Origin of the sequence: Pseudomonas sp. TH39(2020) (assembly GCF_016650715.1) — a bacterium.
GTDB classification, from domain to species: domain Bacteria; phylum Pseudomonadota; class Gammaproteobacteria; order Pseudomonadales; family Pseudomonadaceae; genus Aquipseudomonas; species Aquipseudomonas mandelii_C.
This window is the reverse complement of record NZ_JAEKFF010000008.1, coordinates 22200-45986: the sequence shown is the minus strand read 5'-3', so window position 1 is coordinate 45986 and position 23787 is coordinate 22200. Positions and strand designations below refer to the sequence as shown.

The window sequence follows — 23787 nt, the reverse complement described above, 5'->3', positions numbered from 1 at the left end:
TTAGCTATATATCCATATATGTATGAAACAGACGCGGGGTGAGCGAAGTGTCGGGTGACGTGGTAAATATCTTAGTGGGGCGATGTATTGCAGTATGTATATGCGAAAGTTTGCCGCGGGTTCTTTTAATGATGACGTCTGATGTCAATTCCGATATTGCCCCGGCGTCGCCGCCAAATGCTGTTTAAATACCCGTTGAAAGTGCGCTTGATCGGCAAACCCGGCTTCAAGTGCCACATCGGCAATCAATTTGCCGCTACGCAACTGCTCCCGGGCGAACTGGATTCGCTGGTTGAGCACAAACGCGTGGGGCGTCATGCCGTAATGCTGCTTGAACGCGCGGATCAGGTAGGAAGGCGACAACTGTGCGGCCGCGCAAATGTCTTCGAGCTTGAGCAGTTGCGTGCAGTTGTCGCGGATGTACTCGGCGGCCCGTTCCAGTTTGAAATTGGGCTCGCGCAGTGGTTGATCACCAGGGTTGAGGCGCTGTTGCACATCGGTGAAAAACTCCACCGCGGCGCTGTGTTTGCGCAGGATGTCGTGCTGATCATCGACCAACACTTCATACAAACCCTTGAGCCCGGCAAACAGATCGGCGTCGTGCAAGTGAGTGATGGAAAACCGCCGAAACGCCTGGTCCTGGCCAAACCCCAACTGATGCTGCAAATCGGTCAGCCAGGGTGTCTCGACGTACAGCATCAGGTACGACCACGGCTGGTCATCGATGGGATTGCAGGCGTGGACATCACCGGGATTCATCAGCACCACGGTGCCGGCACTGACCTGAAACTCCGAATGCTCGTGGAGGTAGGTACTGCGCCCGGCCGTGATCGCACCGATGGAAAAGTGCTCGTGGGAATGCCGGATGTAACAGACCTCGCGGCCGTCGGCGATGGAGCGGGCTTCGATGAAGGGCAGGGCGTCGTCGCGCCAGAAGCGCGGGGCTTTGTCAGCGTCTTTGGCAACGGCGGGCTTCATGGTCAGCGTCCTCGGCAGGTCAGCGTCGAAGTGTATTAGCTCTCGCCGTCAAAGGCTCGTTGCAGTGCTGCGATGTCGAGTTTTTTCATCTGCAACATCGCTGTCATGGCGCGTTGGGATTTTGCTGTATCAGGGTCTTTCATCATGTCCATCAGGGCCACTGGCACGATCTGCCAGGACACGCCGAATTTGTCCTTGAGCCAGCCGCATTGCTGGGCCTCAACGGGCCCGCCCGCGGACAGGCGCCCCCAGAAGTGGTCGACTTCTTCCTGAGTATGGCAATTGACCTGAAACGAAACTGCTTCATTGAACTTGAATATAGGGCCGCCGTTGAGGCCGGTAAAACTCTGTCCGTCCAGTTCGAAACTGACCGTCATCACCGAGCCTTCGGGCCTGCCGTGAATCTCCTGACCGGCCTTGCCGTAGTGGGTGGTGGCGCTGATTTTCGAATGATCGAAGATCGCACAGTAGAACTTCGCGGCCTCCTCGGCCTGATTGTCGAACCACAGGCAGGGCGTGAGTTTTTGAACGCGGTGCATGGTGTAGCTCCTCTACGGATTACTCAGGCTGGACTTTCAGCGTAGCCAGCCTCGGGTCGTCTGGCCGTACCGTAGATCGACAAGTAGAAAGAGTTTCCTGTCGACGGAATCAACGATGTCGGCATGACCCGATAGCCGCTAGACTTGTCGACCTGGTTTGCCGCAAGGACGCTCTGCATCATGGTTGCCCATCGTTTATTGGCTGTTTCCTGCCTGCTGGTTGCCGCTGCCGTAAGCGCCGAACCGCTGACGTATCACCTCACGGACCCTGCGCAGAAATACGTCATCGACGTGCTGTTTGCACAGCCGCCCACCCAGACTTTCGACGGTGCTCCTGCGCTGATTACGTTGCGCGAAAGGACCGGCGGGCAGGTGCTGCAGCGCATCGAGTCAGCCGAAGCGTTCGCCCTGTTCAAACCAGGCCGCAAAGCTTCGGAGTTCGACCGCAACCTGGCGTATGCCGATCAAAGTCTGCTGTTGTTCGGCGATTTCAATTTCGACGGGCAACAAGATCTTGCCGTACGCAATGGCAATGAAGCGGGCTATGGCGGTCCTTCCTACGACATCTATCTGTTCGATCCCGAGAGCCCGACGCTCGTGTTGAGCACGTCCTTTTCCGCTCTGACCCGTGGCGCAAATCTGGGTATGTTCGATATCGACCCGGTTACCAAAAGCCTGCATACCCAGTCCAAAAGCGGCTGCTGCTGGCGCCAGAGCGCGACCTGGCAAATACAGGACAACCGTCCTGTGAAGGTGGCCGAGAAAACGGAGGTGGTGCAAAAGCCGTCGGAAGCCAACCCGTTCATGCCTGATGGCTATGTGGACGTCACCGATCGTGAACTGAAATCCGGCCAGTGGACGGAGCGTCGTCGCCTTGAGGGACCCGTCGGTGAAGCGCCCGTCATGTTACGCGGCACCCTCGATGACAAGATCCCCGTTGAGCTGTGGTGGCAACGTCAGGGTGATGTCTACGTCGGGGAAGTTCGCTACAGCAAGACCGGCAGCGGTCAACCGATCCGGCTGGTGGGCAATACCTACGAGGATGGCGGTATTGTTCTGCGTGAACTGGACGACGACGGTCAGATGATCGGCAACTGGTTCGTCGAAGGCACGCCGAACGAGCAGGGCAGCCAGACCGGCACGTGGATCAACGGCTCTCGTCAATTAAGCATCAATGTGAGGCCGACTGCGTTCAAAGTCGCCGCGCAAAAACTTGAGCGGGTAGCAGACAGTCAGCGAGAAGGGCGCTACCTCGTGAGCAATGTCCAGGATCGGCGTATCGGCGAGTTGACCCTCAGAGTATTGCCAGGGATCGACAACGGCCCCGAGATGGCGGATATCAACCTGAGCATTTTTCAGCTCAAGGACCCGCCTGTCGAAGTCCATCATCAGTACCCATTGCTTGCCGGCAACCTCGTCATCGCAGTGGACCCTGAGGGCGATCCACTGTTTCGCCTGCAGTTGCTCAATGGCGCCGCAGAAGTGACCGGTTTTGGTGAGTATCAGAAGTACAGCGCGGCTTACGTGAAACAACCCTGATGTAGTCGTAATGACTTTTTGTAGGGTCGATATGACTGTTTTTGAATGCAGTCATACTGTGAAGACGACGGTTCAGCGACGACCCAGGCCTCCTTTTTCAGCGATCCAGCGGGTGGCCAAATCAATAAAGGCCCGCAGTTTTGGCTGGGTCTGAGTGCGGCTGGGAAAGTACAGGTACAACGCCGAGCTGAGCGGTACGAAGGGTTGCAGCACCCGTTCGAGGCGTCCATCCGCCAACTCGTCGGCAATCTCCAGATCACAGGCGTAGGCCAGGCCTGAATCGCTACGAGCGGCCGCCACCAACAACCGGCGATCATTGACGATCACGCCACCCTCGACGCCCACGGTGAAGTCCCGCCCCTCGCGGCGAAACTCCCAGCGATGCGCGCTGCCGGAGGTCGAGAAGCGAAAGCCGATGCATTCATGTCGGGTCAGGTCTTCCGGGATGACCGGTTTTCCCGCCTTGGCGAAGTAGGCCGGGGAGCCCACCACCGACCATTGCAGGTCAGGTGTCAGGCGTACCGCGATCATGTCTTTTTCAATCGACTCTCCCAAGCGAATCCCGGCATCGAAGCCGCCGGCCATCAGGTCGACCGTAGCGTCGTCCAGGGAAATATCGAGGGTGACTTGCGGGTAGGCCTCGCGGAACAGCGGAATCAGCGGCTCCATCAACAAGGCCCCGGACAATCGTGGGGCCGTGAGTCGCAGCGTGCCCATGGGCTGATCGCGGAAACCGCTGAGCACCGCCAGCGCTTCATCGATTTCACTGGCCGCCGGACGCAAGCGGGCAAACAGACTGGCGCCGGCTTCGGTCAGCGCCACTCGGCGTGTGGTGCGCTGAAACAGCAACACGCCGGTGCGCCGTTCCAGCAGTTTGATCGCATGGCTGACGGCGGTGGGCGTAACGGCTAGCCGAGTCGCGGCCAGAGTGAAGCTTTTATGCTCGGCGACGGCGAGAAACTCGGTCAAACCATCAAACGGGTCGTGATTCATATCGGCGTCATTATGAAAGAGAGTTTCATAGTGCTTGTAACACGAGGGCATTTTTCAGACCAATGTTCCTGCGTACCTTGTGCTTACCCCAACTGCCTACAAGGATTCGCCATCATGACCACTTCCCAAAACTTCAAACGTGTCTGGCTCATCACCGGTGCTTCTCGCGGTATCGGCGCCAAGATTGCTGCCGCCGCGCTGGCCAATGGCGACGCCGTAGTCGCCACCGCTCGTGACGCCAGTAGCATCACCCAGCGTTTTGGCGAGCAGCCGGGTTTGTTGGCCGCGACCCTTGATGTGACCAACGAAGCCCAAGGCGTTGCGGTTGCCAAGGCGGCCATTGAGCACTTCGGGCGCATCAATGTGCTGGTCAACAACGCCGGTTTCGGCGTACTCGGTGCGGTGGAAGAAGCTAGCGCCGATGAAGTGCGACGCGTGTACGAAACCAACGTCTTCGGCTTGCTGAATGTCACGCGCGCCGTTCTGCCGCACATGCGCGCTGCTCGCCGTGGACATGTGATCAATCTCTCATCGGTGGGCGGCTACAGGTCGGGGCCAGGCTTTGGCGTCTACTGCTCGACCAAATTTGCCGTCGAAGGCTTGAGCGAGGCGCTGCACGCCGAGTTGGCACCGCTGGGTATCAACGTGACCATTGTCGAGCCGGGTTACTTCCGCACCGAATTCCTCGAAGGCAATTCGCTGGTTGAATCCCCGGCTTCGATTGCCGAATACGACACCACAGCGGGTGAGGTGCGCAAAATCGCCAAGGCTGTAACCCTGAATCAGCCTGGCGATCCGGACAAGCTCGCCCAGGCCATGATCACCCTGGTGCAAGCGCAAAAAGCCCCGCTGCGCTTACCGCTGGGCAGCGACTGTGTCGCGGCGATCGAAGCCAAGAACGCCTTCGTCGCTGATGAATTGCAGACGTGGCGCGAAGTGTCGGTGTCCACCGACTTCTAAGCCCCCAACCGCTCTGTGTAGCAGCTGCCGAGCCTGCGAGGCTGCGTTCGGCGACGAAGTCGTCGTGAAGTCAGGCTCTGCGGTGTGTCAGGAAAACTGCGTTTGCAGGGTTTACGACGACTTCGTCGCCGAACGCAGCCTCGCGGGCTCGGCAGCTGCTACAGAGCGATCCTGTTCTCCTTCATCGTGTGACCGGTGGTCGATGAACCGGTCTCGCCCGGCAATTTGCGCTTAGCTGTAGGGATAACCGGAGGTTCCCGAGAGCCCCTTCAGAACACCGTGAGTCTGAGGACATTCGCAATGTTGACCCTCAACATCAATGGCAAGGACCAGGCGCTGGATGTCCCCGCAGACATGCCGCTCCTGTGGGTCCTGCGCGATGTCGCGCACCTGACCGGCACCAAATTCGGTTGCGGCATCGCCCAGTGCGGGGCCTGCACCGTGCACGTCGACGGCGCGCCGCTGCGCTCCTGCATCACCCCCGCCATGGCGGTGGCCAATGGGCAAAAAATCCTCACCATCGAAGGTCTGTCTACCGACGGTTCGCACCCGGTGCAACAAGCCTGGGCGGAGCTCGATGTAGTCCAGTGCGGTTACTGCCAGTCCGGGCAGATCATGTCGGCCGCCGCGTTGCTGGCGAAAATTCCCAAGCCCACCGACAGCGACATCGATCAGGCGCTCTCCGGCAACATCTGTCGCTGCGGCACCTACCCAAGGATCCGCGCAGCGGTCAAACGCGCCGCCGAGATCGGTTGATGCCACGTTGAAGGGAGTCTGAGCAATGAACAGCCTCAATCCTCTGTCACGCCGCGGTTTCCTCAAGGGCAGCGCGGTGCTGGGCGGTGGTCTGGTGGTGGCGTTTGTCATCCCCGGTGGTCATCGCTTTGCCATGGGCGCCGAGAATCAAGGCAATGTTTTCGCGCCCAACGCGTTTTTACGGATCGGCAATGACAACAGCGTCACCATACTGCTCGGCCATTCGGAAATGGGCCAGGGCATCTGGACCGGCCTGACCATGCTGATCGCCGAAGAACTGGACGCCGACTGGTCGAAGATCCGTGTCGAACATGCACCGGCTTCGGCCGCCGAGTATGGCCTGGCCGGGTTTGGCGGGATGCAAATCACTGGCGGGTCCACCTCGACCTGGATGGAGTTCGACCGCTACCGGCAGGCCGGTGCAGCGGCGCGTTTGATGTTGATCGACGCGGCGGCCAAGCGCTTCAACGTCGCGCCCTCCGGGATTCGCACCGAATCGGGTGTGGTGATTGCCGGCGACCAACGCGCCACCTACGGCGAACTGGCCGATGACGCCGGCAAGCTGCCGGTGCCGGATCCGGCGTCGATCAAGCTCAAGGAGTCCAAGGACTGGAAAATCATCGGCAAACCGACCAAGCGCCTGGACACTCCGGAGAAAATCACTGGCCGCGCCAAGTTCGGCATGGACGTGCAGTTCGACGGGCTGATGACCGCCATGGTCGCGCGCTCGCCGGTGTTCGGTGGCAGCGTCAAATCCTTCGAAGGCGCCGAAGCGCTGGCGATCCCTGGCGTGCAAAAAGTGGTGCAGGTGCCCACCGGGGTGGCGGTGATTGCCGATCATTACTGGGCGGCGAAGCTGGGGCGCGATGCGTTGAAGATTGATTGGGACCTGGGGCCGAACACCGGGCTCGACAGTCAGACACTGCTGGAAAGCTTCCGCAAACTCGCCGCCACCCCTGGCGCGTCGGCCAGTCAGGCCGGTGATGTCGCGGCAGGTCTGGGGAAAGCGGCGAAGACCATCGATGTCGAATACAGCGTGCCATACCTGGCCCACGCGCCGATGGAGCCGCTCAACTGCACGGTGAAAATCACTCAGGACAAATGTGAAATCTGGACCGGCACCCAGTTCCAGACCCTGGATCAAATGGTCGCCGGGAAAATCACCGGGCTCAAACCCGAGCAGGTGGAGATTCATACCGAGTTTCTGGGCGGCGGTTTCGGTCGCCGGGCCAATCCGACCTCGGACTTTGTCGCTGAGGCCGTGGAAGTCGCCAAGGCGGCGGGCGCACCGGTGAAAACCGTCTGGTCCCGGGAGGACGACATTCGCGGTGGCTACTACCGCTCGGCATTCCTCCATCAGGCCCGTATCGGCCTCGATGCCGGAGGCCTGCCGATCGCCTGGAAGCATGTGATGGTCGGGCAGTCGATCATGGCGGGCACGTCATTCGAGGCGACCATGGTCAAGAATGGCATCGACAAGACGTCTGTCGAAGGCGTCGCCGACAGTCCGTACCTTGAGGGGTTGGCGAATCACCAGGTTGATCTGCATTCGCCGCAAACCGGCATTCGCGTGCTCTGGCTGCGCTCGGTGGGGCACACCCACACCGCGTTCGTGATGGAGTCGCTGATCGACGAACTGGCAGAGGCGGCCGGCAAGGATCCGGTCGAGTACCGACGAACCTTGCTCAAGGAGCATCCGCGGCATCTTGGCGTGCTGAACCTGGCCGTCGAGAAAGCCAACTGGAAGGCGCCACTGCCGGACGGCCATGCGTTGGGTGTCGCGGTGCATGAGTCTTTCGGCAGTTATGTTGCCCAGGTGGCCGAGGTGTCCGAGGACAACCTGGCGATCCGCGTGCACCGGGTGGTGTGTGCGGTGGATTGCGGGATTGCGGTCAATCCGATGAGCATCGCGGCGCAAATGGAATCGGCCATCACGTTCGGCCTCGGGTTTACCTTGCACAGCAAACTGACCTTCAAGAACGGGCAAGTGGTGCAGTCCAATTACCACGACTATCAAGTGCTGCGGCTCAACGAAATGCCGGTAGTGGAAGTGCATATCTTGCCCAGCAGCGACAAACCCGGCGGCATCGGCGAGGCCGGTGTGCCGCCCACGGCGCCGGCAGTGGCCAACGCGGTGTTCGCCCTGACCGGCCAACGCTTGCGGGAACTGCCACTGCAACTGTCGGGGGTGTGAGATGAGACGACATCTGATTCTTGGCGCGGTGGTGTTGGTCGGCCTGATCGGCTACGCCGAGGACCTGTTCGCTGATGATAAGGAGGCCATCAAGGCGTTCGATACCGTGCAAAAGGTCTTTCAGAGCCCGCGCTGCCAGAACTGCCATATCCCCGGCGATTCGCCGTTGCAATTCGACGCCGGGATTACTCACGCAATGAACGTCGTGCGGGGCATGGACGGCAAGGGTGCGGCGGGTTTGCCCTGCGCTACCTGCCACGCCGAGAGTAATCCGCCAGCCAGTTACGGCGCTCACGCACCGCCAGGGGCGCCGCACTGGAGCTTGCCGCCAGCCGCGCACAAAATGGCCTGGATCGGTCTGCCGGCCGACCAGTTGTGCGCAATGATCAAGGACCGTTCCAGCAACGGTGACCGCGATTTCGCCGCGCTGATCAAGCATGTCAGCGACGACAAACTGGTGCTCTGGGGTTGGAATCCGGGTCAGGGAAGGGCGCCGGTACCGGTGCCGCACGACATTTTCGTCACCCAGTTCAAGCGCTGGGCAGACGCTGGGGGGCCATGTCCGGTCGTGGGTAGTTGACCGGCGGTCCGTTAACAGGGAGCCAAACCGGGTATGGACGACTCTAAGAAATATACCCGCCAATGGAGTGAGTAATGCTGATCCCAGGCAAACCGGTAAAACCAGGCGCGTGCGCCGACCCGTTGCGCACGCCACTGCAGGAGCGCGAGCTGCTGCGTGACCTGGCCCGCAAGGCCGAGGAGGAGTTGATGGGCGTGCAGATGGCGAGCATGGACGAGTTGACGCTGCTCTCCAACCGACACGGTTTTACAGCGCTGGCCCAACAAGGGCTGGATGTCTGCCATCAGCTGAAAAAGCCAGCAACGCTGCTGCTTTTCAATATTGATGACTTCAAACACATCAACTATCTCTATGGTCGTGCCGAGGGCGACAACGCCCTGAAAACCTTCGCTGATGTGCTGCGAATTGCCTTTCGCGAGAGCGATGTGATCGGCCGGTTGGGCAGTGACAAATTCGTCGCGTTGCTGACCGGCTCAAGCGTTGTGGAGATTCCCGCGATCAGGGCGCGACTCGAAGAAATACTCAAAGAGCGCAATGCCACGGTGCATCGCGGTTATGACATCCACTTCAGCATTGGACAAATCGAGTGCAACCCTCAGCTTCCCGGCTCGATCGAGGAGCTGATGGCACAGGCCGATGCGTTCACTTGGCAAACAGCTGAGCCACATCCTTGAATGCCTTGAACTCAAGCGCGTTGCCGCACGGATCGAAGAGAAACATCGTCGCTTGCTCACCCACCAAGCCCTGAAAGCGAATGCCCGGTTCGATCACGAATCGGGTGTCGAGGGCTTTCAACCGCTCGGCCAGCGCCTCCCATTCGTTCATCCCCAACACCACGCCGAAATGCGGCACCGGTACGTCATGACCGTCGACAGCATTGGTGTGCGCGGCTTCTTGAGAGGCATTTTTCGGCGCCAGGTGAATGACCAGCTGATGGCCGAAAAAATTGAAATCGACCCAATGATCGCTTGAGCGACCTTCTTCCAGGCCGAACACTTCGCCATAAAAATTGCGCGCGGCGGTCAGGTCGTAAACCGGGATGGCCAAGTGAAAAGGGGAGAGTTGCATCGGATGTGCCTCGACTGTCTGGATTCAGACTGAGTTTAGCCCTGTGCTTTTTGATTAAAAGACGATAATTTTTGCATCGAGCTCAAATTATTTCGATCAATCGAGTACGCCATGCTGCGGGAACTGAAAACCTTCATCGCCGTGACGCGCTACGGCACGTTTGCCGCCGCCGGGATGCACATCGGCCTGACCCAGTCGGCCGTCAGCGCGCAGATTCGCAATCTGGAACAGGCTCTGGGTATTCGTTTGTTCGATCGCACCGGACGTCAGGCGCTGCTCAATGCGGCGGGCCAGCGGGCATTGCCGATGGCCAGGGAAATGCTGGAAACCTTCAGCCGCATGGCGGTCAGCGATGACGTCAGTGAGTATCGCGGCGAGTTGAAAATAGGCGCGGTGGCTACGGCCCAGACCGGACTGCTGCCCCAGGCGTTGCTTCGACTGAGGCAACAGGCGCCGTTGCTGGAACCGAAACTGGTGCCCGGTGTGTCGCTGAACCTGTTAAGTCAGGTGGACACCGGTGAGGTGGATCTGGCGATCCTGATCAAGCCGCCGTTCGAGTTGCCCAAAGAACTGTCAGCGCAGGTCATCCGCAAGGAGCCGTTTGTATTGATCGTGCCAGTGGACCTTGAAGGGGATGAGCCGTTGCAGATCCTCGCGAGCCATCCGCATGTGCGCTACGACCGCAACTCGTTCGGTGGCAGATTGGTGACGCGGTTTTTGCGCGAGCAGCAGATTGATGTGCAGGTGGCTTTGGAGCTGGATGAGCTGGAAGCCATCGTGAAGATGGTTGAATGCGGGTTGGGGGTGTCGCTGCTACCCGAGGCGGGGCTCTGGCTTGAGTACGGGGCGAAGGTTCGGATCATCCCGCTGGGGGCGTTGACGTTCTACCGCGAGATCGTCCTGTTGCAGCGCTATAGCCAGCGCACACAGCCGATCCAGCAGCTATTTGCCAGTTGCCTGACACACATTTCCGGCTAAACACAAATCCCACAAGGGTTTGCATCAGGCCTGGAATAGCAGGCACAAAAAACCCGCCTGAAGAGGCGGGTTTTTTAGTTGGCCGACTGAAGATTACTCTTCAAGGCTGCCCATGGCCGTGGTGTTGAAGCCACCGTCCACGTACATGATTTCGCCGCTGATGCCGGACGCCAGGTCCGAGCACAGGAAGGCGCCGGCGTTGCCGACTTCGTCGATGGTGACGTTGCGACGCAGCGGAGTTTGCGCTTCGTTGGCGGCCAGCATCTTGCGGAAGTTCTTGATGCCGGAAGCGGCGAGGGTGCGGATCGGGCCAGCCGATACGCAGTTGACGCGGGTGCCGTCCGGGCCCAGGGAGCCGGCCAGGTAACGAACGCCAGCTTCCAGGGAAGCCTTGGCCATGCCCATTACGTTGTAGTTCGGCATGGTGCGCTCGGCGCCCAGGTACGACAGGGTCAGCAGGCTGCCGTTGCGGCCTTTCATCATTTCGCGGCCAGCTTTGGCCAGGGCCACGAAGCTGTAGGCGCTGATGTCGTGAGCGATGCGGAAACCTTCACGGGTGGTGGCTTCGGTGAAGTCGCCATCCAGTTGGTCGCCCGGGGCGAAGCCGACGGAGTGCACGATGCAGTCCAGGCCGTCCCACTTCTTGCCCAGCTCAACGAAGACCTTGGCGATTTCTTCATCGCTGGCCACGTCGCACGGGAAGCACAGATCAGGGTTGGAACCCCAGCTTTGTGCGAACTCTTCGACACGACCCTTGAGTTTGTCGTTCTGATAAGTGAAGGCAAGCTCAGCGCCCTCGCGATGCATGGCGGCAGCGATGCCGGATGCGATGGACAGCTTGCTGGCGACACCGACGATCAGTACGCGCTTACCGGCGAGAAAACCCATGTGTTGCTCCTCTCTTTCAGGTTATTGCGCAGTGGCCGGGGCCAGGAAAGCGGCTTCCAGCAACTGCTGTGTATACGGATGTTTGGGGGCCGCAAAAATACTTTGCGCGTCTCCCTGTTCGACCACTTGGCCTTGCTTGACCACCATCAGCTGGTGGCTCAGCGCTTTGACGACAGCCAGGTCATGGCTGATAAACAGATACGTCAGGTTGTACTTGGTTTGCAGTGAACGCAAAAGCTCCACCACTTGGCGTTGCACTGTCCGGTCGAGGGCCGATGTCGGCTCGTCCAGCAGAATCAACGCCGGTTTTAGCACTAATGCCCGGGCAATGGCGATTCTCTGCCGTTGCCCACCGGAAAATTCGTGGGGGTAGCGATTCCGGGTTTCCGGGTCCAGACCTACCTCCTTGAGTGCCGCAATAATCGCTTGTTCCTGTTCTGCCTCGGTGCCCATCTTGTGGATCCGCAGGCCTTCGCCGACGATCTGGCTCACGCACATCCGTGGACTCAGGCTGCCGAACGGGTCCTGAAACACCACCTGCATCTGCCGACGCAGCGGTCGAACCTGTTGCTGCGTCAGGCAGTCTAGCTGCTTGCCTTCAAAACGGATGGCACCTTTGCTGCCGATCAGCCGCAAAATCGCCAAACCCAGTGTCGACTTGCCCGAGCCGCTTTCTCCCACAATCCCCAGAGTCTGGCCCTGAGGCAGGCTGAAATTGATTCCGTCCACCGCTTTGATGTGGTCGACGGTCTTTTTCAGAAAGCCTTTCTTGATCGGGAACCAGACTTTCAGGTCCTCGACCTGCAGCAACGGCGGGCCGATTACATTGGTCGCCGGTTTGCCGCTGGGCTCCGCTGCCAGCAGTTCCCGAGTGTACGGATGCTGCGGTGCGCGGAACAACTCTTCGCACGATGCCTGTTCGACGATGCAACCGCGCTGCATGACACATACGCGATGCGCAATTCTTCGTACAAGATTCAAATCGTGACTGATCAGTAGCAGCGCCATGCCCAACCGGGCCTGTAATTCCTTGAGCAATTCGAGAATTTTCAGTTGAACGGTCACGTCCAGCGCGGTGGTCGGCTCGTCGGCGATCAGCAGTTCCGGCTCGTTGGCCAGGGCCATGGCAATCATCACCCGCTGCCGTTGGCCGCCAGACAGTTCGTGGGGCAGGGCCTTGAGGCGCTTCTCGGGCTCCGGGATGCCGACCATCTCCAGCAGCTCCAGGGTGCGCTTGGTCGCGACTTTGCCGATCAGCCCTTTGTGGGTGCTCAACACCTCGTTGATCTGCTTCTCGATCGAGTGCAGCGGATTGAGCGAGGTCATCGGCTCCTGGAAGATCATCGCTATCCGGTTGCCGCGGATGTGGCGAATGGTTTTCTCTTTCAGGCTCAGCAAGTTCTGCCCGGAGTACTCGATAGTGCCGGACGGATGTCGGGCGAGCGGGTAGGGCAGCAGCCGCAGGATCGAGTGGGCGGTCACCGATTTGCCGGAGCCACTTTCGCCCACCAGCGCCAGGGTTTCGCCGCGCTTGATATCGAAGCTCACGCCTTCGACCACTCGTTGAACGCGCTCGCCGACGACAAATTCGACGGCCAGGTCGCGCACTTCGATCAGATTGTCCTGATTCATTTCACTTCCTCGGGTCGAAGGCATCGCGAGCGGACTCGCCGATGAACACCAGCAGACTCAACATCAACGCCAGCACGGCAAACGCGCTCATGCCGAGCCACGGCGCTTGCAGGTTGGATTTGCCCTGGGCCACCAGCTCACCCAGGGACGGTGCGCCAGGCGGCAGACCGAAGCCCAGAAAATCGAGAGCGGTCAGGGTGCCGATGGCGCCGGTCAGGATGAACGGCATGAAGGTCATCGTCGAGACCATGGCGTTGGGCAGGATGTGGCGGAACATGATCGCTCCGTTTTGCATCCCCAACGCCCGCGCGGCGCGCACGTATTCCAGATTACGCCCTCGCAGGAATTCGGCGCGGACCACGTCCACCAGGCTCATCCACGAGAACAACAGCATGATCCCCAGCAGCCACCAGAAGTTCGGCTGGACGAAACTGGCGAGAATGATCAGCAGGTACAGCACCGGCAGCCCGGACCAGATCTCCAGAAAGCGCTGCCCGGCCAAATCCACCCAGCCGCCGTAGAAACCCTGCAAGGCCCCGGCAATCACCCCGATGATCGAGCTGAGAATGGTCAGCGTCAGGGCGAACAGCACCGAAATCCGGAAGCCATAAATCACCCGCGCCAACACGTCGCGACCCTGATCGTCCGTGCCCAGCAGGTTGTCGGTCGAGGGCGGTGCGGGTGCCGGGACTTTCAGATCGTAATTGATGCTTTGATAGCTGTAGGGAATCGGCGCCCACAGCACCCAGGCGTCTTTGGCCTTGAGCAGTTCGCGGATGTACGGGCTCTTGTAATTGGCTTCCAGCGGGAATTCGCCGCCGAAGGTGGTTTCCGGGTAACGCTTGAGCGCCGGGAAGTACCAACCGTTGTCGTAATGCACCACCAGCGGTTTGTCGTTGGCGATCAACTCGGCGCCGAGGCTCAGCCCAAACAGCAGCAGAAACAGCCACAGCGACCACCAGCCACGCTTGTTGGCCTTGAACAGTTCGAAGCGTCGGCGATTGAGAGGGGACAGATTCATCTCAATGCTCCCGGCTTTCGAAGTCGATGCGCGGATCGACAAAGGTGTACGTGAGGTCGCCGATGAGTTTCACCACCAATCCCAACAGGGTGAAGATGAACAGCGTGCCAAACACTACTGGGTAATCGCGGTTGATCGCCGCCTCAAAACTCATCAGCCCGAGACCGTCGAGGGAGAAGATCACTTCCACCAGCAACGAGCCAGTGAAGAAGATGCCGATAAACGCCGACGGGAACCCGGCGATGACCAACAGCATGGCGTTGCGGAACACGTGGCCGTAGAGCACGCGGTGATTGGTCAGGCCCTTGGCCTTGGCGGTGACCACGTACTGCTTGTTGATTTCGTCGAGAAAACTGTTCTTGGTCAGCAAGGTCATGGTCGCGAAGTTGCCGATCACCAGCGCCGTCACCGGCAATGCCAAGTGCCAGAAGTAATCGAGCACCTTGCCGCCCATGCTCAACTCATCGAAGTTGTTGGAGGTCAGCCCTCTGAGCGGGAACCAGTCGAAATAGCTGCCGCCGGCGAACACCACGATCAGCAGGATGGCGAACAGGAACGCCGGAATCGCGTAACCGACGATGATCGCCGAACTGGTCCAGACGTCGAAGTGGCTGCCGTGTCGCGTCGCCTTGGCGATCCCCAGCGGGATCGACACCAGGTACATGATCAGCGTGCTCCACAGCCCGAGGGAGATCGACACTGGCATCTTTTCCTTGATCAAGTCGATGACCTTGGCGTCGCGGAAGAAGCTGTCGCCGAAATCCAGGGTGGCGTAGTTCTTGATCATGATCCACAGCCGTTCCGGCGCCGATTTGTCGAAGCCGTACATGTGCTCGATTTCCTTGACCAGCGTAGGGTCCAGGCCCTGGGCGCCGCGATAGGCGGAACCCGCCACCGAGACTTCGGCACCGCCGCCGGCGATGCGGCTGGTGGCGCCTTCGAAGCCTTCGAGCTTGGCGATCATCTGCTCCACCGGCCCGCCGGGGGCGGCCTGGATGATCACAAAGTTGATCAGCAAAATGCCGAGCAAGGTCGGGATGATCAGCAGCAGTCGCCGAAAAATATACGCCAGCATCTGATTACTCCGTGCCCGCAGGGTCGGCTTGCAGTTTGGTTTCGACTTCTACCGCAGGTTTGGCATCGGGCTTGATCCACCAGGTGTTAATGCCGATGTCGTACTTGGGTGAGATTTTCGGGTGGCCGATGTGGTTCCAGTACGCCACGCGCCAGGTTTTGATGTGCCAGTTGGGGATCACGTAATAGCCCCATTGCAGCACGCGGTCCAGCGCGCGGGCATGGGCCACCAGACTTTTGCGCGAATCGGCGTTGATCAGTTGCTCGACCAGTTGGTCCACCACCGGGTCTTTGAGGCCCATGGAGTTGCGACTGCCGGGTTTGTCGGCGGCGGCAGACATCCAGAACTCACGCTGTTCATTGCCCGGTGAATTGGACTGGGGGAAGCTGCCGACGATCATGTCGAAGTCCCGTGAACGCACGCGATTGATGTACTGCGAGACATCGACCCGGCGGATGACCAGGTCAATCCCCAAGTCGCTCAGGTTGCGCTTGAACGGCAGCAGCACCCGCTCGAACTCGGTCTGGGCCAGCAGGAACTCGATGGTCACCGGTTTGCCATGGGTGTCGACCATCTTGTCATCGACGATCCGCCAGCCCGCCTCTTGCAGCAGTTGATAAGCTTTGCGCTGTTGGGCGCGGATCATGCCGCTGGCGTCGGTCACCGGGTTCTGGAACGCCTCGCTGAATACCTGCTCGGGAATCTTGCCGCGGAACGGGTCGAGGATCGCCAATTGATCGGCGTCCGGCAGGTCGCTGGCCGCCATTTCCGAATTCTCGAAATAACTGCGGGTGCGCACATAGGCGCCATTGAACAGTTGTTTGTTGGTCCACTCGAAATCCAGCAACAGCGTCAAGGCCTGACGTACACGTACGTCCTGGAAAACCGGGCGGCGCAGGTTAAACACAAAACCCTGCATGCCGGTGGGGTTGCCGTTCGGGATCTGTTCCTTGATCAACCGGCCCTCGGTGACGGCCGGAATGTTGTAGGCGTTGGCCCAGTTCTTTGCTGCCATTTCGAGCCAGTAATCGAACTGCCCGGCCTTGAGCGCTTCCAGGGCCACGGTGTTGTCGCGGTAGTAGTCGGTGGTCATCACGTCGAAGTTGTAGAACCCGCGGTTGGCTGGCAGGTCCTTGCCCCAGTAATCCTTGACCCGTTCATAGCGCACCGACCGCCCGGCCTTCACTTCGCTGACCTTGTACGGGCCGCTGCCCAACGGCATTTCCAGGTTGCCCTTGGTGAAATCGCGCGTCGCCCACCAATGCTTGGGCAACACCGGCAACTGGCCGAGGATCAACGGCAGCTCACGGTTGTTGTTGTGTTTGAACTTGAACAGCACCGTCAGCGGATCTTCAGCGACCACTTCCTCGACATCGCTGTAGTAACCGCGGTACAGCGGCGCGCCGTCTTTGATCAGGGTCTGGAAGCTGAACACCACGTCCTCGGCGCGCATCGGATGCCCGTCGTGGAAGCGCGCTTCGGGGCGCAGGTAGAAACGCACCCAGCTGTTGTCCGGGGCTTTTTCGATCTTGCCGGCGACCAGGCCGTACTCGGTGAACGGTTCATCCAGGCCCTGTTTGGCCAGGGTGTCGTAGATCATGCTGATGTCGTCGGCCGCGACACCCTTGTTGATGAAAGGGTTGAGGCTGTCAAAGCCGCCGAAACCGGCCTGACGGAAGATCCCGCCCTTGGGCGCGTCGGGGTTCACGTAATCGAAATGTTTGAAATCGGCCGGGTATTTCGGCGGCTCGTTGTACAGGGTCAGGGCATGTTGCGGGGCGGCACAGGCCAGCCCGGCGAACAACAGACCGCTGGCCTGCAAGAGCAGGGTGCGTACGGGTTTCATCGATCTTTCTCCGAAGATTTCAGCCACCAGGCGCTCAGGCCCAATGTGTAGGGCGGCGTGGTGACGAAGGCGAACCGGTTGCGGTAGGCCAGGCGGTGATAATTGAGGTACCAGTTGGGAATGATGTAGTGCTGCCACAGCAACACCCGGTCCAGGGCCTTGCCGGCGGCGACCTGTTCATCCTGGGTCTGGGCGGCGAGCAATTGTTCGAGTAAATGGTCGACCGCCGGATTGGCAATACCGGCGTAGTTTTTGCTGCCCTTGACCCCGACCTGACTGGAATGGAAGTACTGCCATTGTTCCAGGCCCGGACTGAGCGTCTGGTTGAGGGTCATCAGGATCATGTCGAAGTCGAACTGATCAAGGCGTTGCTTGTACTGGGCGCGATCGACTGTGCGCAGCCGAGCGTCGATGCCGATGCTGGCGAGGTTCTCGACGTAAGGCTGAAGGATGCGCTCCAGGTTCGGGTTGACCAGCAGGATCTCCAAACGCAACGGTTGGCCGGCAGCGTTCTGTACGTGTTGGCCACTGAGCTTCCAGCCGGCCTCAGAGAGCAGGCTCAGGGCCTTGCGCATGGTTTCCCGGGGGATGCCGCGCCCTTGGGTCTGCGGCAGGCTGAACGGCTCGGTGAAGAGCTTGGCGGGCAACTGCTCGCGATACGGCGTGAGCATCAGCCATTCATGGCCGACCGGAAGGCCGGTCGCGGAGAACTCGCTGTTGGGGTAGTAACTCAAGGCGCGCTTGTAAGCGCCGCTGAACAGGGTGCGGTTGGTCCACTCGAAGTCGAACATCAGGCCCAGCGCTTCACGGACTTTGGTCTCGGAGAAGGCGGGGCGTCGGGAGTTCATGAACAGACCCTGGCTCTGGGTCGGGATCTGATGCGGGATTTGCGCCTTGATGACGTCGCCGCGTTGCACCGCCGGGAAGCTGTAGCCGTTTTCCCAGTTCTTCGCCTGGTGCTCGATATAGATGTCGAATTCGCCGGCCTTGAAGGCTTCGAACGCGACGTCGCTGTCGCGGTAGAACTCGACTTCCATACGGTCGAAGTTGTATTTGCCGCGATTGACCGGCAGGTCCTTGCCCCAGTAATCCTTGACCCGTTCGAAAACAATCCGGCGCCCAGGCTCTACCGAGGTGATGCGATACGGCCCGCTACCCAGTGGCGGTTCGAAGGTGGTGGCCTTGAAATCGCGACCTTTCCAGTAATGCTGGGGCAGCACCGGCAATTCGCCCAGGCGCAGGATCAGCAACGGATTGCCGGCGCGCTTGAAGACGAAACGAATGCGCTGCGGATTGAGGATGTCAACCCGGGACACTTCCTGAAGGTTGGTGCGGTATTGCGGATGGCCTTCCTTGAGCAGCAAGCGGTAGGAAAACGCCACGTCATAGGCGGTAATCGGCGTGCCATCGTGGAAACGCGCTTCCGGACGCAGGTTGAACACCACCCAGCTGCGGTCTTCGCTGTATTCCACCGATTGGGCGATCAGGCCATAGCTGGAGGTCGGCTCATCGCCGGACGGCGCGTACTGGCCGGTGCCGACCATCAACGGTTCGTTGAGCTCGTTGATGCCGTATTGCAGGAAATTCGGCGTAGAAACCGGACTTGAACCCTTGAAGGTGTAGGGGTTGAGCGTATCGAAGGTGCCAAACGCCATCACCCGCAACGTACCGCCCTTGGGCGCTTGCGGGTTGACCCAGTCGAAGTGGGTAAATCTGGCCGGGTACTTGAGCGTGCCGAACTGCGCATAACCATGGCTTTCGCTGATCGTCGCGCTTGCGGGGGAGCTTAAGGCCAGGCTGATCAGGAGCAGGAGGAGGGGACGCTTCAAGTCAGGGATCCGATCCAGGCGGCTTGGGCTTTGTGGCCGGTACAGTAACAGCTTGTATCGACAGGAAAAAGACGGGTGCTGAAAGCGGTGTAGGGGCACAAAAAAAGATCGCAGCCTTCGGCAGCTCCTACCTGCGTTTACATGCGTAGGAGCTGCCGAAGGCTGCGATCTTTTTCGGTTTCACATCAATCAGCGTGGGGAAGCCACCGTCAGCATCTGACCAGGCTTCAGCGCCTGGCCAACACGTGGGTTCCAGCGCTTGAGGTGCTGCATTTCAACGTTGAAACGCTTGGCTACCATGTACAGCGAGTCGCCTTGCTTGACCTTGTACTGGGTCTGCTGTTTGTCAGCTTTACTGTTTGCTTTGCTGTTCGCCGCCACGACGGTGTTGACGCGACCGCTGCTGCGCTTGTTGGTGTCCTGCATAACCAGTGTCTGGCCAACCTTGAGGTTTTTGCCGGTCAGTTTGTTCCAGCGCTGCAGGTCCTTGATGTCGACCTTGTTGGCCTTGGCGATGGTGCCGAGGTTGTCGCCGCGTTTAACGCGGTAACCGCGTTTGAGACTGGCGAGTTCGGAGTCGTCCGAGCCTTCGAATACTGGCTGGAGCGGCTTCTTGCTGATCAACTCTTCAGGACGCATGGTCGACAGGCTGGCGGTCAGCAGCTGCGCCTTGGACGTCGGCACCAGCAAATGCTGGGGGCCATCGATGGTGGTGCGCTGCTTGAAGGCCGGGTTGAGCTGGAACAGTTCGTCTTCGTCGATGTTAGCCACCGCGGCGACCTTGGACAGGTCCATGCGCTGGTTGATTTCGACGACCTGGAAGTACGGTTCGTTGGCGATCGGGTTCAGGTTCACGCCGTAGGCTTCAGGTGCCAGCACCACTTGCGACAGGGCCAGCAGCTTTGGCACGTAGGCCTGGGTTTCGGCCGGCAGCGGCAAGTTCCAGTAATCGGTCGGCAAACCGAGCTTTTCGTTGCGCTCGATGGCCCGGCTGACCGTGCCTTCGCCGGCGTTGTACGCCGCCAGGGCCAGCAGCCAGTCGCCGTTGAACATGTCGTGCAGGCGGGTCAGGTAATCCATGGCCGCGGTGGTCGAGGCGGTGATATCGCGACGGCCATCATAGAAACGGGTTTGACGCAGGTTGAAGTAACGCCCGGTGGACGGGATGAATTGCCACAAGCCAACCGCGTCGGCCCGGGAATAGGCCATTGGGTTGTAGGCGCTTTCAATCACTGGCAGCAGCGCCAGTTCCAGCGGCATGTTGCGTTCTTCAAGGCGTTCGACGATGTAGTGAATGTAGAGGCTGCCGCGTTCGCCGGCGTTTTCGAGGAAGGACGGGTTGCTGGCGAACCACAGGCGCTGTTGCTCGATGCGCGGGTTTACGCCCAGGTTGTCCTGTAACTGGAAGCCCTGGCGCATGCGCTCCCAGACATCTTGTGGAATTTGTGGAGTCGGTTTTTCACTGAGCCAGATAGGTTTCTGTTTGGCTCGAGCGGCGATGTTCGGAGTGTGTGTCGCGTCGGTCTGCGGCACATGGCTTGAGCAGCCCGCCAGAGTGGCGGACACAGCCACCGCGATGGCTTGAGCCAAGCGGGTCAATGCGTCTGAATTGATGGCTTTACGAATAGATGACGACATTGGCTGGAAGTAAGTTCCGGGCAAAAATGTCGGGCGATTCTAGAAAGCGCACCCCCTGCGGTCAACCATTCAGAATTTTTGTACCAACGTGATGGCTACTTAGAACTTATCTTTCCAAGCACGCAGAGCAGCAAAAACCGCACTCGGAGCCCGGTTTTTGGTTCCATTCCGTTCGTCCACTTTTTCTTTAACGGATGTTTCGTGGACACGCAAAAACGGGTTGGTAAGCTTTTCAAGCGCCAGAGTAGAGGGCAGCGTCATGATTCCGGCCTCGCGCTGAGCGGTGACTTTTTCCAGACGTGTGGCGGTGTCCGGATTGCCCGGTTCGACCGCTGCGGCAAACTTCAGGTTGCTCAAGGTGTATTCGTGAGTGCAGTAGACCAGCGTATCTTCAGGCAGCGCCGCGAGGCGCGTCAGTGAGGTATGCATTTGCTCCGGGGTGCCTTCGAACAAGCGCCCGCAACCGGCCGCGAACAGGGTGTCACCGCAGAACAGCAAACCATGATGGTAATAGGCGATATGCCCCAAGGTGTGGCCGGGGACGGCATAGACATCGAAGTCCCAGCCCAGCACGCTGACGCGGTCGTTGTCCTTGAGGGCCACGTCCCGCAGCGGGATGGTTTCGCTGGCCGGACCGTAGACTGTCGCGTCTGTCGCTTTTTTGAGCTGCTCGACGCCGCCGACGTGGTCATGATGATGGTGAGTGATCAAAATATCACTCAACACCCAACCCGGATGCGCGGCGAGCCAGGCCTGCACCGGCGCGGCATCGCCCGGATCAACCACCGCGCAGCGCTGGGTGCGGTGGTCTTGTAATAACCAGATGTAGTTGTCGGTGAAGGCGGGCAGGGCACTGATCTGTATCATCGTCGGATTCGCCAAGCGGAAAACAATGGCGCATCTTAGAACTTCCTGGCGCGTTGGAGAATGCAATGACCGATAAAGCGTTCGCTCAGGCTGATCCTGAATGGCTGACATTGATCAGCGCGGCCCGTGAATGGCTGTCCGGCCCCATCGGGCAATTTTTGCTGGACGAAGAACGTCGCATGCTCGAAGACGAGCTGGGACGGTTCTTCGGTGGCTACCTGGTGCATTACGGCCCGTCGGCCCAAACGCCGCCGTCGGCGCCGCAAGTCCAGCGTAATGTGCGGCTCGGCGCGCCGTTGCCGGGTGTCGAGATCGTCTGCGAAGAGCAGGCGTGGCCTTTGAGCGAGCATGCCGCCGATGTGGTGGTGTTGCAGCATGGGCTGGATTTCTGCCTGTCGCCCCACGGTTTGCTGCGTGAAGCGGCGAGCAGCGTGCGGCCCGGCGGGCATCTGCTGATCGTCGGGATCAACCCCTGGAGCACTTGGGGCTTGCGTCACGTTTTTGCTCACGACGCCTTGCGCAAGGCTCGCTGCATCTCCCCGTCGCGAGTCGGTGACTGGCTGAACCTGCTGGGCTTCGCACTGGAGAAACGCCGCTTCGGGTGCTATCGTCCGCCGCTTGCGTCACCCGCCTGGCAGGCTCGCCTGGCCGGATGGGAGCGCAAGGCCGGTGACTGGCAACTGTCGGGTGGCGGCTTCTATTTATTGGTTGCGCGCAAGATCGTGGTGGGCCTGCGGCCCGTCCGTCAGGAGCGGCGCGAACCGATGGGCAAGCTGATTCCATTGCCGATGGCCAAGGTCAATCGTCGCCGCATCGATCCGTAATACACTTTTTATTTTCCCGGCCGGTTTTGCCCCGGCCTCGGGCATCGTCGATCACCGATCGGCGAGCCACCGCATTTTCTGGATAGATTGGCATGAGCGATAGCGTAGAAATCTTCACTGACGGCGCCTGTAAAGGCAACCCTGGCCCTGGTGGCTGGGGCGCTTTGCTGGTGTGCAAGGGCATTGAAAAAGAACTGTGGGGCGGCGAAGCCAACACCACCAACAACCGCATGGAGCTGATGGGTGCGATCCGTGGTCTTGAAGAACTCAAGCGCTCCTGCGACGTGCTGCTGGTCACCGACTCTCAGTATGTGATGAAAGGCATCAACGAGTGGATGGACAACTGGAAGAAGCGCGGCTGGAAAACCGCTGCGAAAGAACCGGTAAAAAACGCTGATCTGTGGAAGTTGCTGGATGAGCAGGTCAATCGCCACAACGTCACCTGGAAATGGGTACGCGGGCACATTGGCCATCATGGCAACGAACGCGCCGACCAACTGGCCAATCGTGGCGTGGATGAAGTGCGCGGTTACAAACAGGCTTGATTCCGGTTCTACCGACGTACCCGTCGTAGCCAATCGCGAGCAGGCTCACTCCCACATTTGATCTTCGTTGAGCACAAATTCTGTGAACCCCCGAATTCAATGTGGGAGCGAGCCTGCTCGCGATGGGTGCAACACGGTGTATCTGAAAGACCCCGGCGGGCGTGTTAACATCGCCGCTTTTGCACGAATGACCCGTTGAGAGCTGAGCACTGATGGCCACCAGATCCGTTGTACTCGATACCGAAACCACCGGCATGCCGGTGACCGACGGCCACCGGATTATCGAAATCGGTTGTGTCGAGTTGATCGGTCGGCGCCTGACGGGCCGGCATTTCCACGTTTACCTGCAACCGGACCGCGAGAGTGATGAAGGCGCCATTGGCGTCCACGGCATCACCAACGAATTTTTGGTCGGCAAGCCGCGCTTCACTGAAGTGGCCGATGAATTCTTTGAATTCATCAAGGGTGCGCAGCTGATCATCCATAACGCGGCGTTCGACGTTGGCTTCATCAACAACGAATTCGCCCTGATGGGCCAGCACGATCGTGCGGACATCACGCAGCACTGCTCGATCCTCGACACCCTGATGATGGCCCGGGAACGTCACCCGGGGCAGCGCAACAGCCTCGACGCCTTGTGCAAACGCTATGGCGTCGACAACTCCGGTCGTGAACTGCACGGCGCCTTGCTCGACTCCGAGATCCTCGCCGACGTTTACCTGACCATGACGGGCGGCCAGACCAGCCTGTCCCTGGCCGGTAATGCTTCGGACGGCAACGGTTCCGGGGAAGGTGCGGACAATTCCGCCACCGAGATCCGCCGCCTGCCGATCGATCGTCAACCGACGCGTATCATCCGTGCCAGCGAAGATGACCTGGCCCAACACGTGGCACGCCTGGAAACCATCGCCAAATCCGCCGGCGCCCCTTCGCTCTGGCAACAACTGGCCGAGGCCAAGGCTCAAGCCTGATTTTTTCGCCACACAATGGTGCGCCCGATGACCTCCTTCGGGGCGCCGCACTCGCCACATGCGCTC

Annotated in this window: 22 protein-coding genes; 10 read left to right on the top strand and 12 right to left on the bottom strand. The window is 59.8% G+C overall.

Translation table 11 applies throughout. The features are described 5' to 3' along the window. Positions 1-144: 144 nt before the first annotated feature. Together JFU47_RS28475 and JFU47_RS28470 are read right to left on the bottom strand one after the other, a co-directional pair. Positions 145-978 (bottom strand): AraC family transcriptional regulator, encoded by an 834-nt coding sequence (locus tag JFU47_RS28475; protein WP_201187449.1) that lies wholly within the window; start codon positions 976-978, stop codon positions 145-147. A 35-nt stretch (positions 979-1013) separates the two neighbouring features. Then, on the bottom strand, positions 1014-1517 hold the full coding sequence (locus tag JFU47_RS28470; RefSeq protein WP_129444773.1) for a VOC family protein: 504 nt from the start codon (positions 1515-1517) through the stop codon (positions 1014-1016). 180 nt (positions 1518-1697) lie between these two features. On the opposite strand from JFU47_RS28470, the gene JFU47_RS28465 reads away from it, so the two are divergent. Continuing rightward, a complete protein-coding gene (locus tag JFU47_RS28465; protein ID WP_201187446.1) occupies positions 1698-3056 on the top strand; it encodes an XAC2610-related protein in 1359 nt (452 codons plus the stop codon). Positions 3057-3128: 72 nt separating this feature from the next. On the opposite strand, the gene JFU47_RS28460 is transcribed toward JFU47_RS28465, so the two are convergent. Continuing rightward, positions 3129-4049, bottom strand: a complete 921-nt coding sequence (locus JFU47_RS28460; protein WP_242485186.1) for a LysR family transcriptional regulator — start codon at positions 4047-4049, stop codon at positions 3129-3131. Positions 4050-4163: 114 nt separating this feature from the next. Between JFU47_RS28460 and JFU47_RS28455 the strand changes: the two genes are divergently transcribed. From JFU47_RS28455 to JFU47_RS28435, 5 genes are all read left to right on the top strand, one after another. After that, positions 4164-5009, top strand: a complete 846-nt coding sequence (locus JFU47_RS28455; RefSeq protein WP_201187434.1) for an oxidoreductase — start codon at positions 4164-4166, stop codon at positions 5007-5009. Between the two features lie 300 nt (positions 5010-5309). Continuing rightward, the gene (locus tag JFU47_RS28450) at positions 5310-5765 is read left to right on the top strand and encodes a (2Fe-2S)-binding protein (protein WP_201187424.1); all 456 of its coding nucleotides are present in this window, start codon (positions 5310-5312) and stop codon (positions 5763-5765) included. 25 nt (positions 5766-5790) lie between these two features. After that, a complete protein-coding gene (locus JFU47_RS28445; RefSeq protein WP_201187421.1) occupies positions 5791-7959 on the top strand; it encodes a xanthine dehydrogenase family protein molybdopterin-binding subunit in 2169 nt (722 codons plus the stop codon). A 1-nt stretch (position 7960) separates the two neighbouring features. Then, positions 7961-8539 carry a hypothetical protein gene (locus tag JFU47_RS28440; protein ID WP_201187418.1) on the top strand — a complete coding sequence of 193 codons (579 nt, stop codon included), beginning with the start codon at positions 7961-7963 and terminating at the stop codon, positions 8537-8539. Between the two features lie 74 nt (positions 8540-8613). Continuing rightward, entirely contained in the window at positions 8614-9213 is a 600-nt protein-coding gene (locus JFU47_RS28435; RefSeq protein ID WP_201187415.1) for a GGDEF domain-containing protein, read from the top strand. On the opposite strand, the gene JFU47_RS28430 is transcribed toward JFU47_RS28435, so the two are convergent. Beyond that, positions 9182-9607: a VOC family protein gene (locus tag JFU47_RS28430; protein WP_201187412.1), complete on the bottom strand. Its 426-nt coding sequence runs from the start codon at positions 9605-9607 to the stop codon at positions 9182-9184. The genes JFU47_RS28435 and JFU47_RS28430 overlap by 32 nt on opposite strands. Before the next feature lie 111 nt (positions 9608-9718). Between JFU47_RS28430 and JFU47_RS28425 the strand changes: the two genes are divergently transcribed. Further along, complete coding sequence (locus JFU47_RS28425) at positions 9719-10585, top strand: LysR family transcriptional regulator (protein WP_201187409.1); 867 nt, start codon at positions 9719-9721, stop codon at positions 10583-10585. 93 nt (positions 10586-10678) lie between these two features. Here the strand turns inward: JFU47_RS28425 and fabI are convergent, their stop codons facing one another. The 8 genes from fabI to gloB form a co-directional block, all read right to left on the bottom strand. Continuing rightward, positions 10679-11473, bottom strand: coding sequence for an enoyl-ACP reductase FabI (gene fabI / locus JFU47_RS28420; protein WP_008152082.1), 795 nt, complete (start codon positions 11471-11473; stop codon positions 10679-10681). A gap of 21 nt (positions 11474-11494) precedes the next feature. Then, positions 11495-13105, bottom strand: coding sequence for an ABC transporter ATP-binding protein (locus JFU47_RS28415; protein ID WP_140679071.1), 1611 nt, complete (start codon positions 13103-13105; stop codon positions 11495-11497). Position 13106: 1 nt separating this feature from the next. Beyond that, positions 13107-14126 (bottom strand): ABC transporter permease, encoded by a 1020-nt coding sequence (locus JFU47_RS28410; RefSeq protein ID WP_123364351.1) that lies wholly within the window; start codon positions 14124-14126, stop codon positions 13107-13109. A 1-nt stretch (position 14127) separates the two neighbouring features. Next, complete coding sequence (locus tag JFU47_RS28405) at positions 14128-15201, bottom strand: microcin C ABC transporter permease YejB (RefSeq protein WP_201187406.1); 1074 nt, start codon at positions 15199-15201, stop codon at positions 14128-14130. Between the two features lie 4 nt (positions 15202-15205). Next, positions 15206-17047, bottom strand: a complete 1842-nt coding sequence (locus JFU47_RS28400) for an extracellular solute-binding protein (RefSeq protein ID WP_201187402.1) — start codon at positions 17045-17047, stop codon at positions 15206-15208. Further along, positions 17044-18876, bottom strand: a complete 1833-nt coding sequence (locus tag JFU47_RS28395; RefSeq protein WP_140679067.1) for an extracellular solute-binding protein — start codon at positions 18874-18876, stop codon at positions 17044-17046. Before JFU47_RS28395 ends, JFU47_RS28400 begins: the two co-directional genes overlap by 4 nt. A gap of 189 nt (positions 18877-19065) precedes the next feature. Next, positions 19066-20514 carry a transglycosylase SLT domain-containing protein gene (locus JFU47_RS28390; RefSeq protein WP_201187400.1) on the bottom strand — a complete coding sequence of 483 codons (1449 nt, stop codon included), beginning with the start codon at positions 20512-20514 and terminating at the stop codon, positions 19066-19068. A 99-nt stretch (positions 20515-20613) separates the two neighbouring features. Then, positions 20614-21381: a hydroxyacylglutathione hydrolase gene (gloB, locus tag JFU47_RS28385; protein ID WP_201188519.1), complete on the bottom strand. Its 768-nt coding sequence runs from the start codon at positions 21379-21381 to the stop codon at positions 20614-20616. Positions 21382-21446: 65 nt separating this feature from the next. Between gloB and JFU47_RS28380 the strand changes: the two genes are divergently transcribed. From JFU47_RS28380 to dnaQ, 3 genes are all read left to right on the top strand, one after another. Then, complete coding sequence (locus JFU47_RS28380) at positions 21447-22205, top strand: methyltransferase domain-containing protein (RefSeq protein WP_008152097.1); 759 nt, start codon at positions 21447-21449, stop codon at positions 22203-22205. Between the two features lie 92 nt (positions 22206-22297). After that, positions 22298-22750, top strand: coding sequence for a ribonuclease HI (rnhA, locus tag JFU47_RS28375; protein WP_201187397.1), 453 nt, complete (start codon positions 22298-22300; stop codon positions 22748-22750). A 212-nt stretch (positions 22751-22962) separates the two neighbouring features. After that, positions 22963-23721 (top strand): DNA polymerase III subunit epsilon, encoded by a 759-nt coding sequence (gene dnaQ / locus JFU47_RS28370; protein WP_140679061.1) that lies wholly within the window; start codon positions 22963-22965, stop codon positions 23719-23721. Positions 23722-23787 lie beyond the last annotated feature (66 nt).

Coding starts and splice junctions, on each gene's coding strand:
- JFU47_RS28445 (WP_201187421.1), top strand. CDS start 5,791: ATGAACAGCCTCAATCCTCTGTCACGCCGCGGTTTCCTCAAGGGCAGC.
- JFU47_RS28455 (WP_201187434.1), top strand. CDS start 4,164: ATGACCACTTCCCAAAACTTCAAACGTGTCTGGCTCATCACCGGTGCT.
- JFU47_RS28435 (WP_201187415.1), top strand. CDS start 8,614: ATGCTGATCCCAGGCAAACCGGTAAAACCAGGCGCGTGCGCCGACCCG.
- JFU47_RS28405 (WP_201187406.1), bottom strand. CDS start 15,201: ATGCTGGCGTATATTTTTCGGCGACTGCTGCTGATCATCCCGACCTTG.
- fabI (WP_008152082.1), bottom strand. CDS start 11,473: ATGGGTTTTCTCGCCGGTAAGCGCGTACTGATCGTCGGTGTCGCCAGC.
- JFU47_RS28400 (WP_201187402.1), bottom strand. CDS start 17,047: ATGAAACCCGTACGCACCCTGCTCTTGCAGGCCAGCGGTCTGTTGTTC.
- dnaQ (WP_140679061.1), top strand. CDS start 22,963: ATGGCCACCAGATCCGTTGTACTCGATACCGAAACCACCGGCATGCCG.
- gloB (WP_201188519.1), bottom strand. CDS start 21,381: ATGATACAGATCAGTGCCCTGCCCGCCTTCACCGACAACTACATCTGG.
- JFU47_RS28470 (WP_129444773.1), bottom strand. CDS start 1,517: ATGCACCGCGTTCAAAAACTCACGCCCTGCCTGTGGTTCGACAATCAG.
- JFU47_RS28450 (WP_201187424.1), top strand. CDS start 5,310: ATGTTGACCCTCAACATCAATGGCAAGGACCAGGCGCTGGATGTCCCC.
- JFU47_RS28390 (WP_201187400.1), bottom strand. CDS start 20,514: ATGTCGTCATCTATTCGTAAAGCCATCAATTCAGACGCATTGACCCGC.
- JFU47_RS28440 (WP_201187418.1), top strand. CDS start 7,961: ATGAGACGACATCTGATTCTTGGCGCGGTGGTGTTGGTCGGCCTGATC.
- JFU47_RS28460 (WP_242485186.1), bottom strand. CDS start 4,049: ATGAATCACGACCCGTTTGATGGTTTGACCGAGTTTCTCGCCGTCGCC.
- JFU47_RS28430 (WP_201187412.1), bottom strand. CDS start 9,607: ATGCAACTCTCCCCTTTTCACTTGGCCATCCCGGTTTACGACCTGACC.
- rnhA (WP_201187397.1), top strand. CDS start 22,298: ATGAGCGATAGCGTAGAAATCTTCACTGACGGCGCCTGTAAAGGCAAC.
- JFU47_RS28410 (WP_123364351.1), bottom strand. CDS start 14,126: ATGAATCTGTCCCCTCTCAATCGCCGACGCTTCGAACTGTTCAAGGCC.
- JFU47_RS28475 (WP_201187449.1), bottom strand. CDS start 978: ATGAAGCCCGCCGTTGCCAAAGACGCTGACAAAGCCCCGCGCTTCTGG.
- JFU47_RS28465 (WP_201187446.1), top strand. CDS start 1,698: ATGGTTGCCCATCGTTTATTGGCTGTTTCCTGCCTGCTGGTTGCCGCT.
- JFU47_RS28380 (WP_008152097.1), top strand. CDS start 21,447: ATGACCGATAAAGCGTTCGCTCAGGCTGATCCTGAATGGCTGACATTG.
- JFU47_RS28415 (WP_140679071.1), bottom strand. CDS start 13,105: ATGAATCAGGACAATCTGATCGAAGTGCGCGACCTGGCCGTCGAATTT.
- JFU47_RS28425 (WP_201187409.1), top strand. CDS start 9,719: ATGCTGCGGGAACTGAAAACCTTCATCGCCGTGACGCGCTACGGCACG.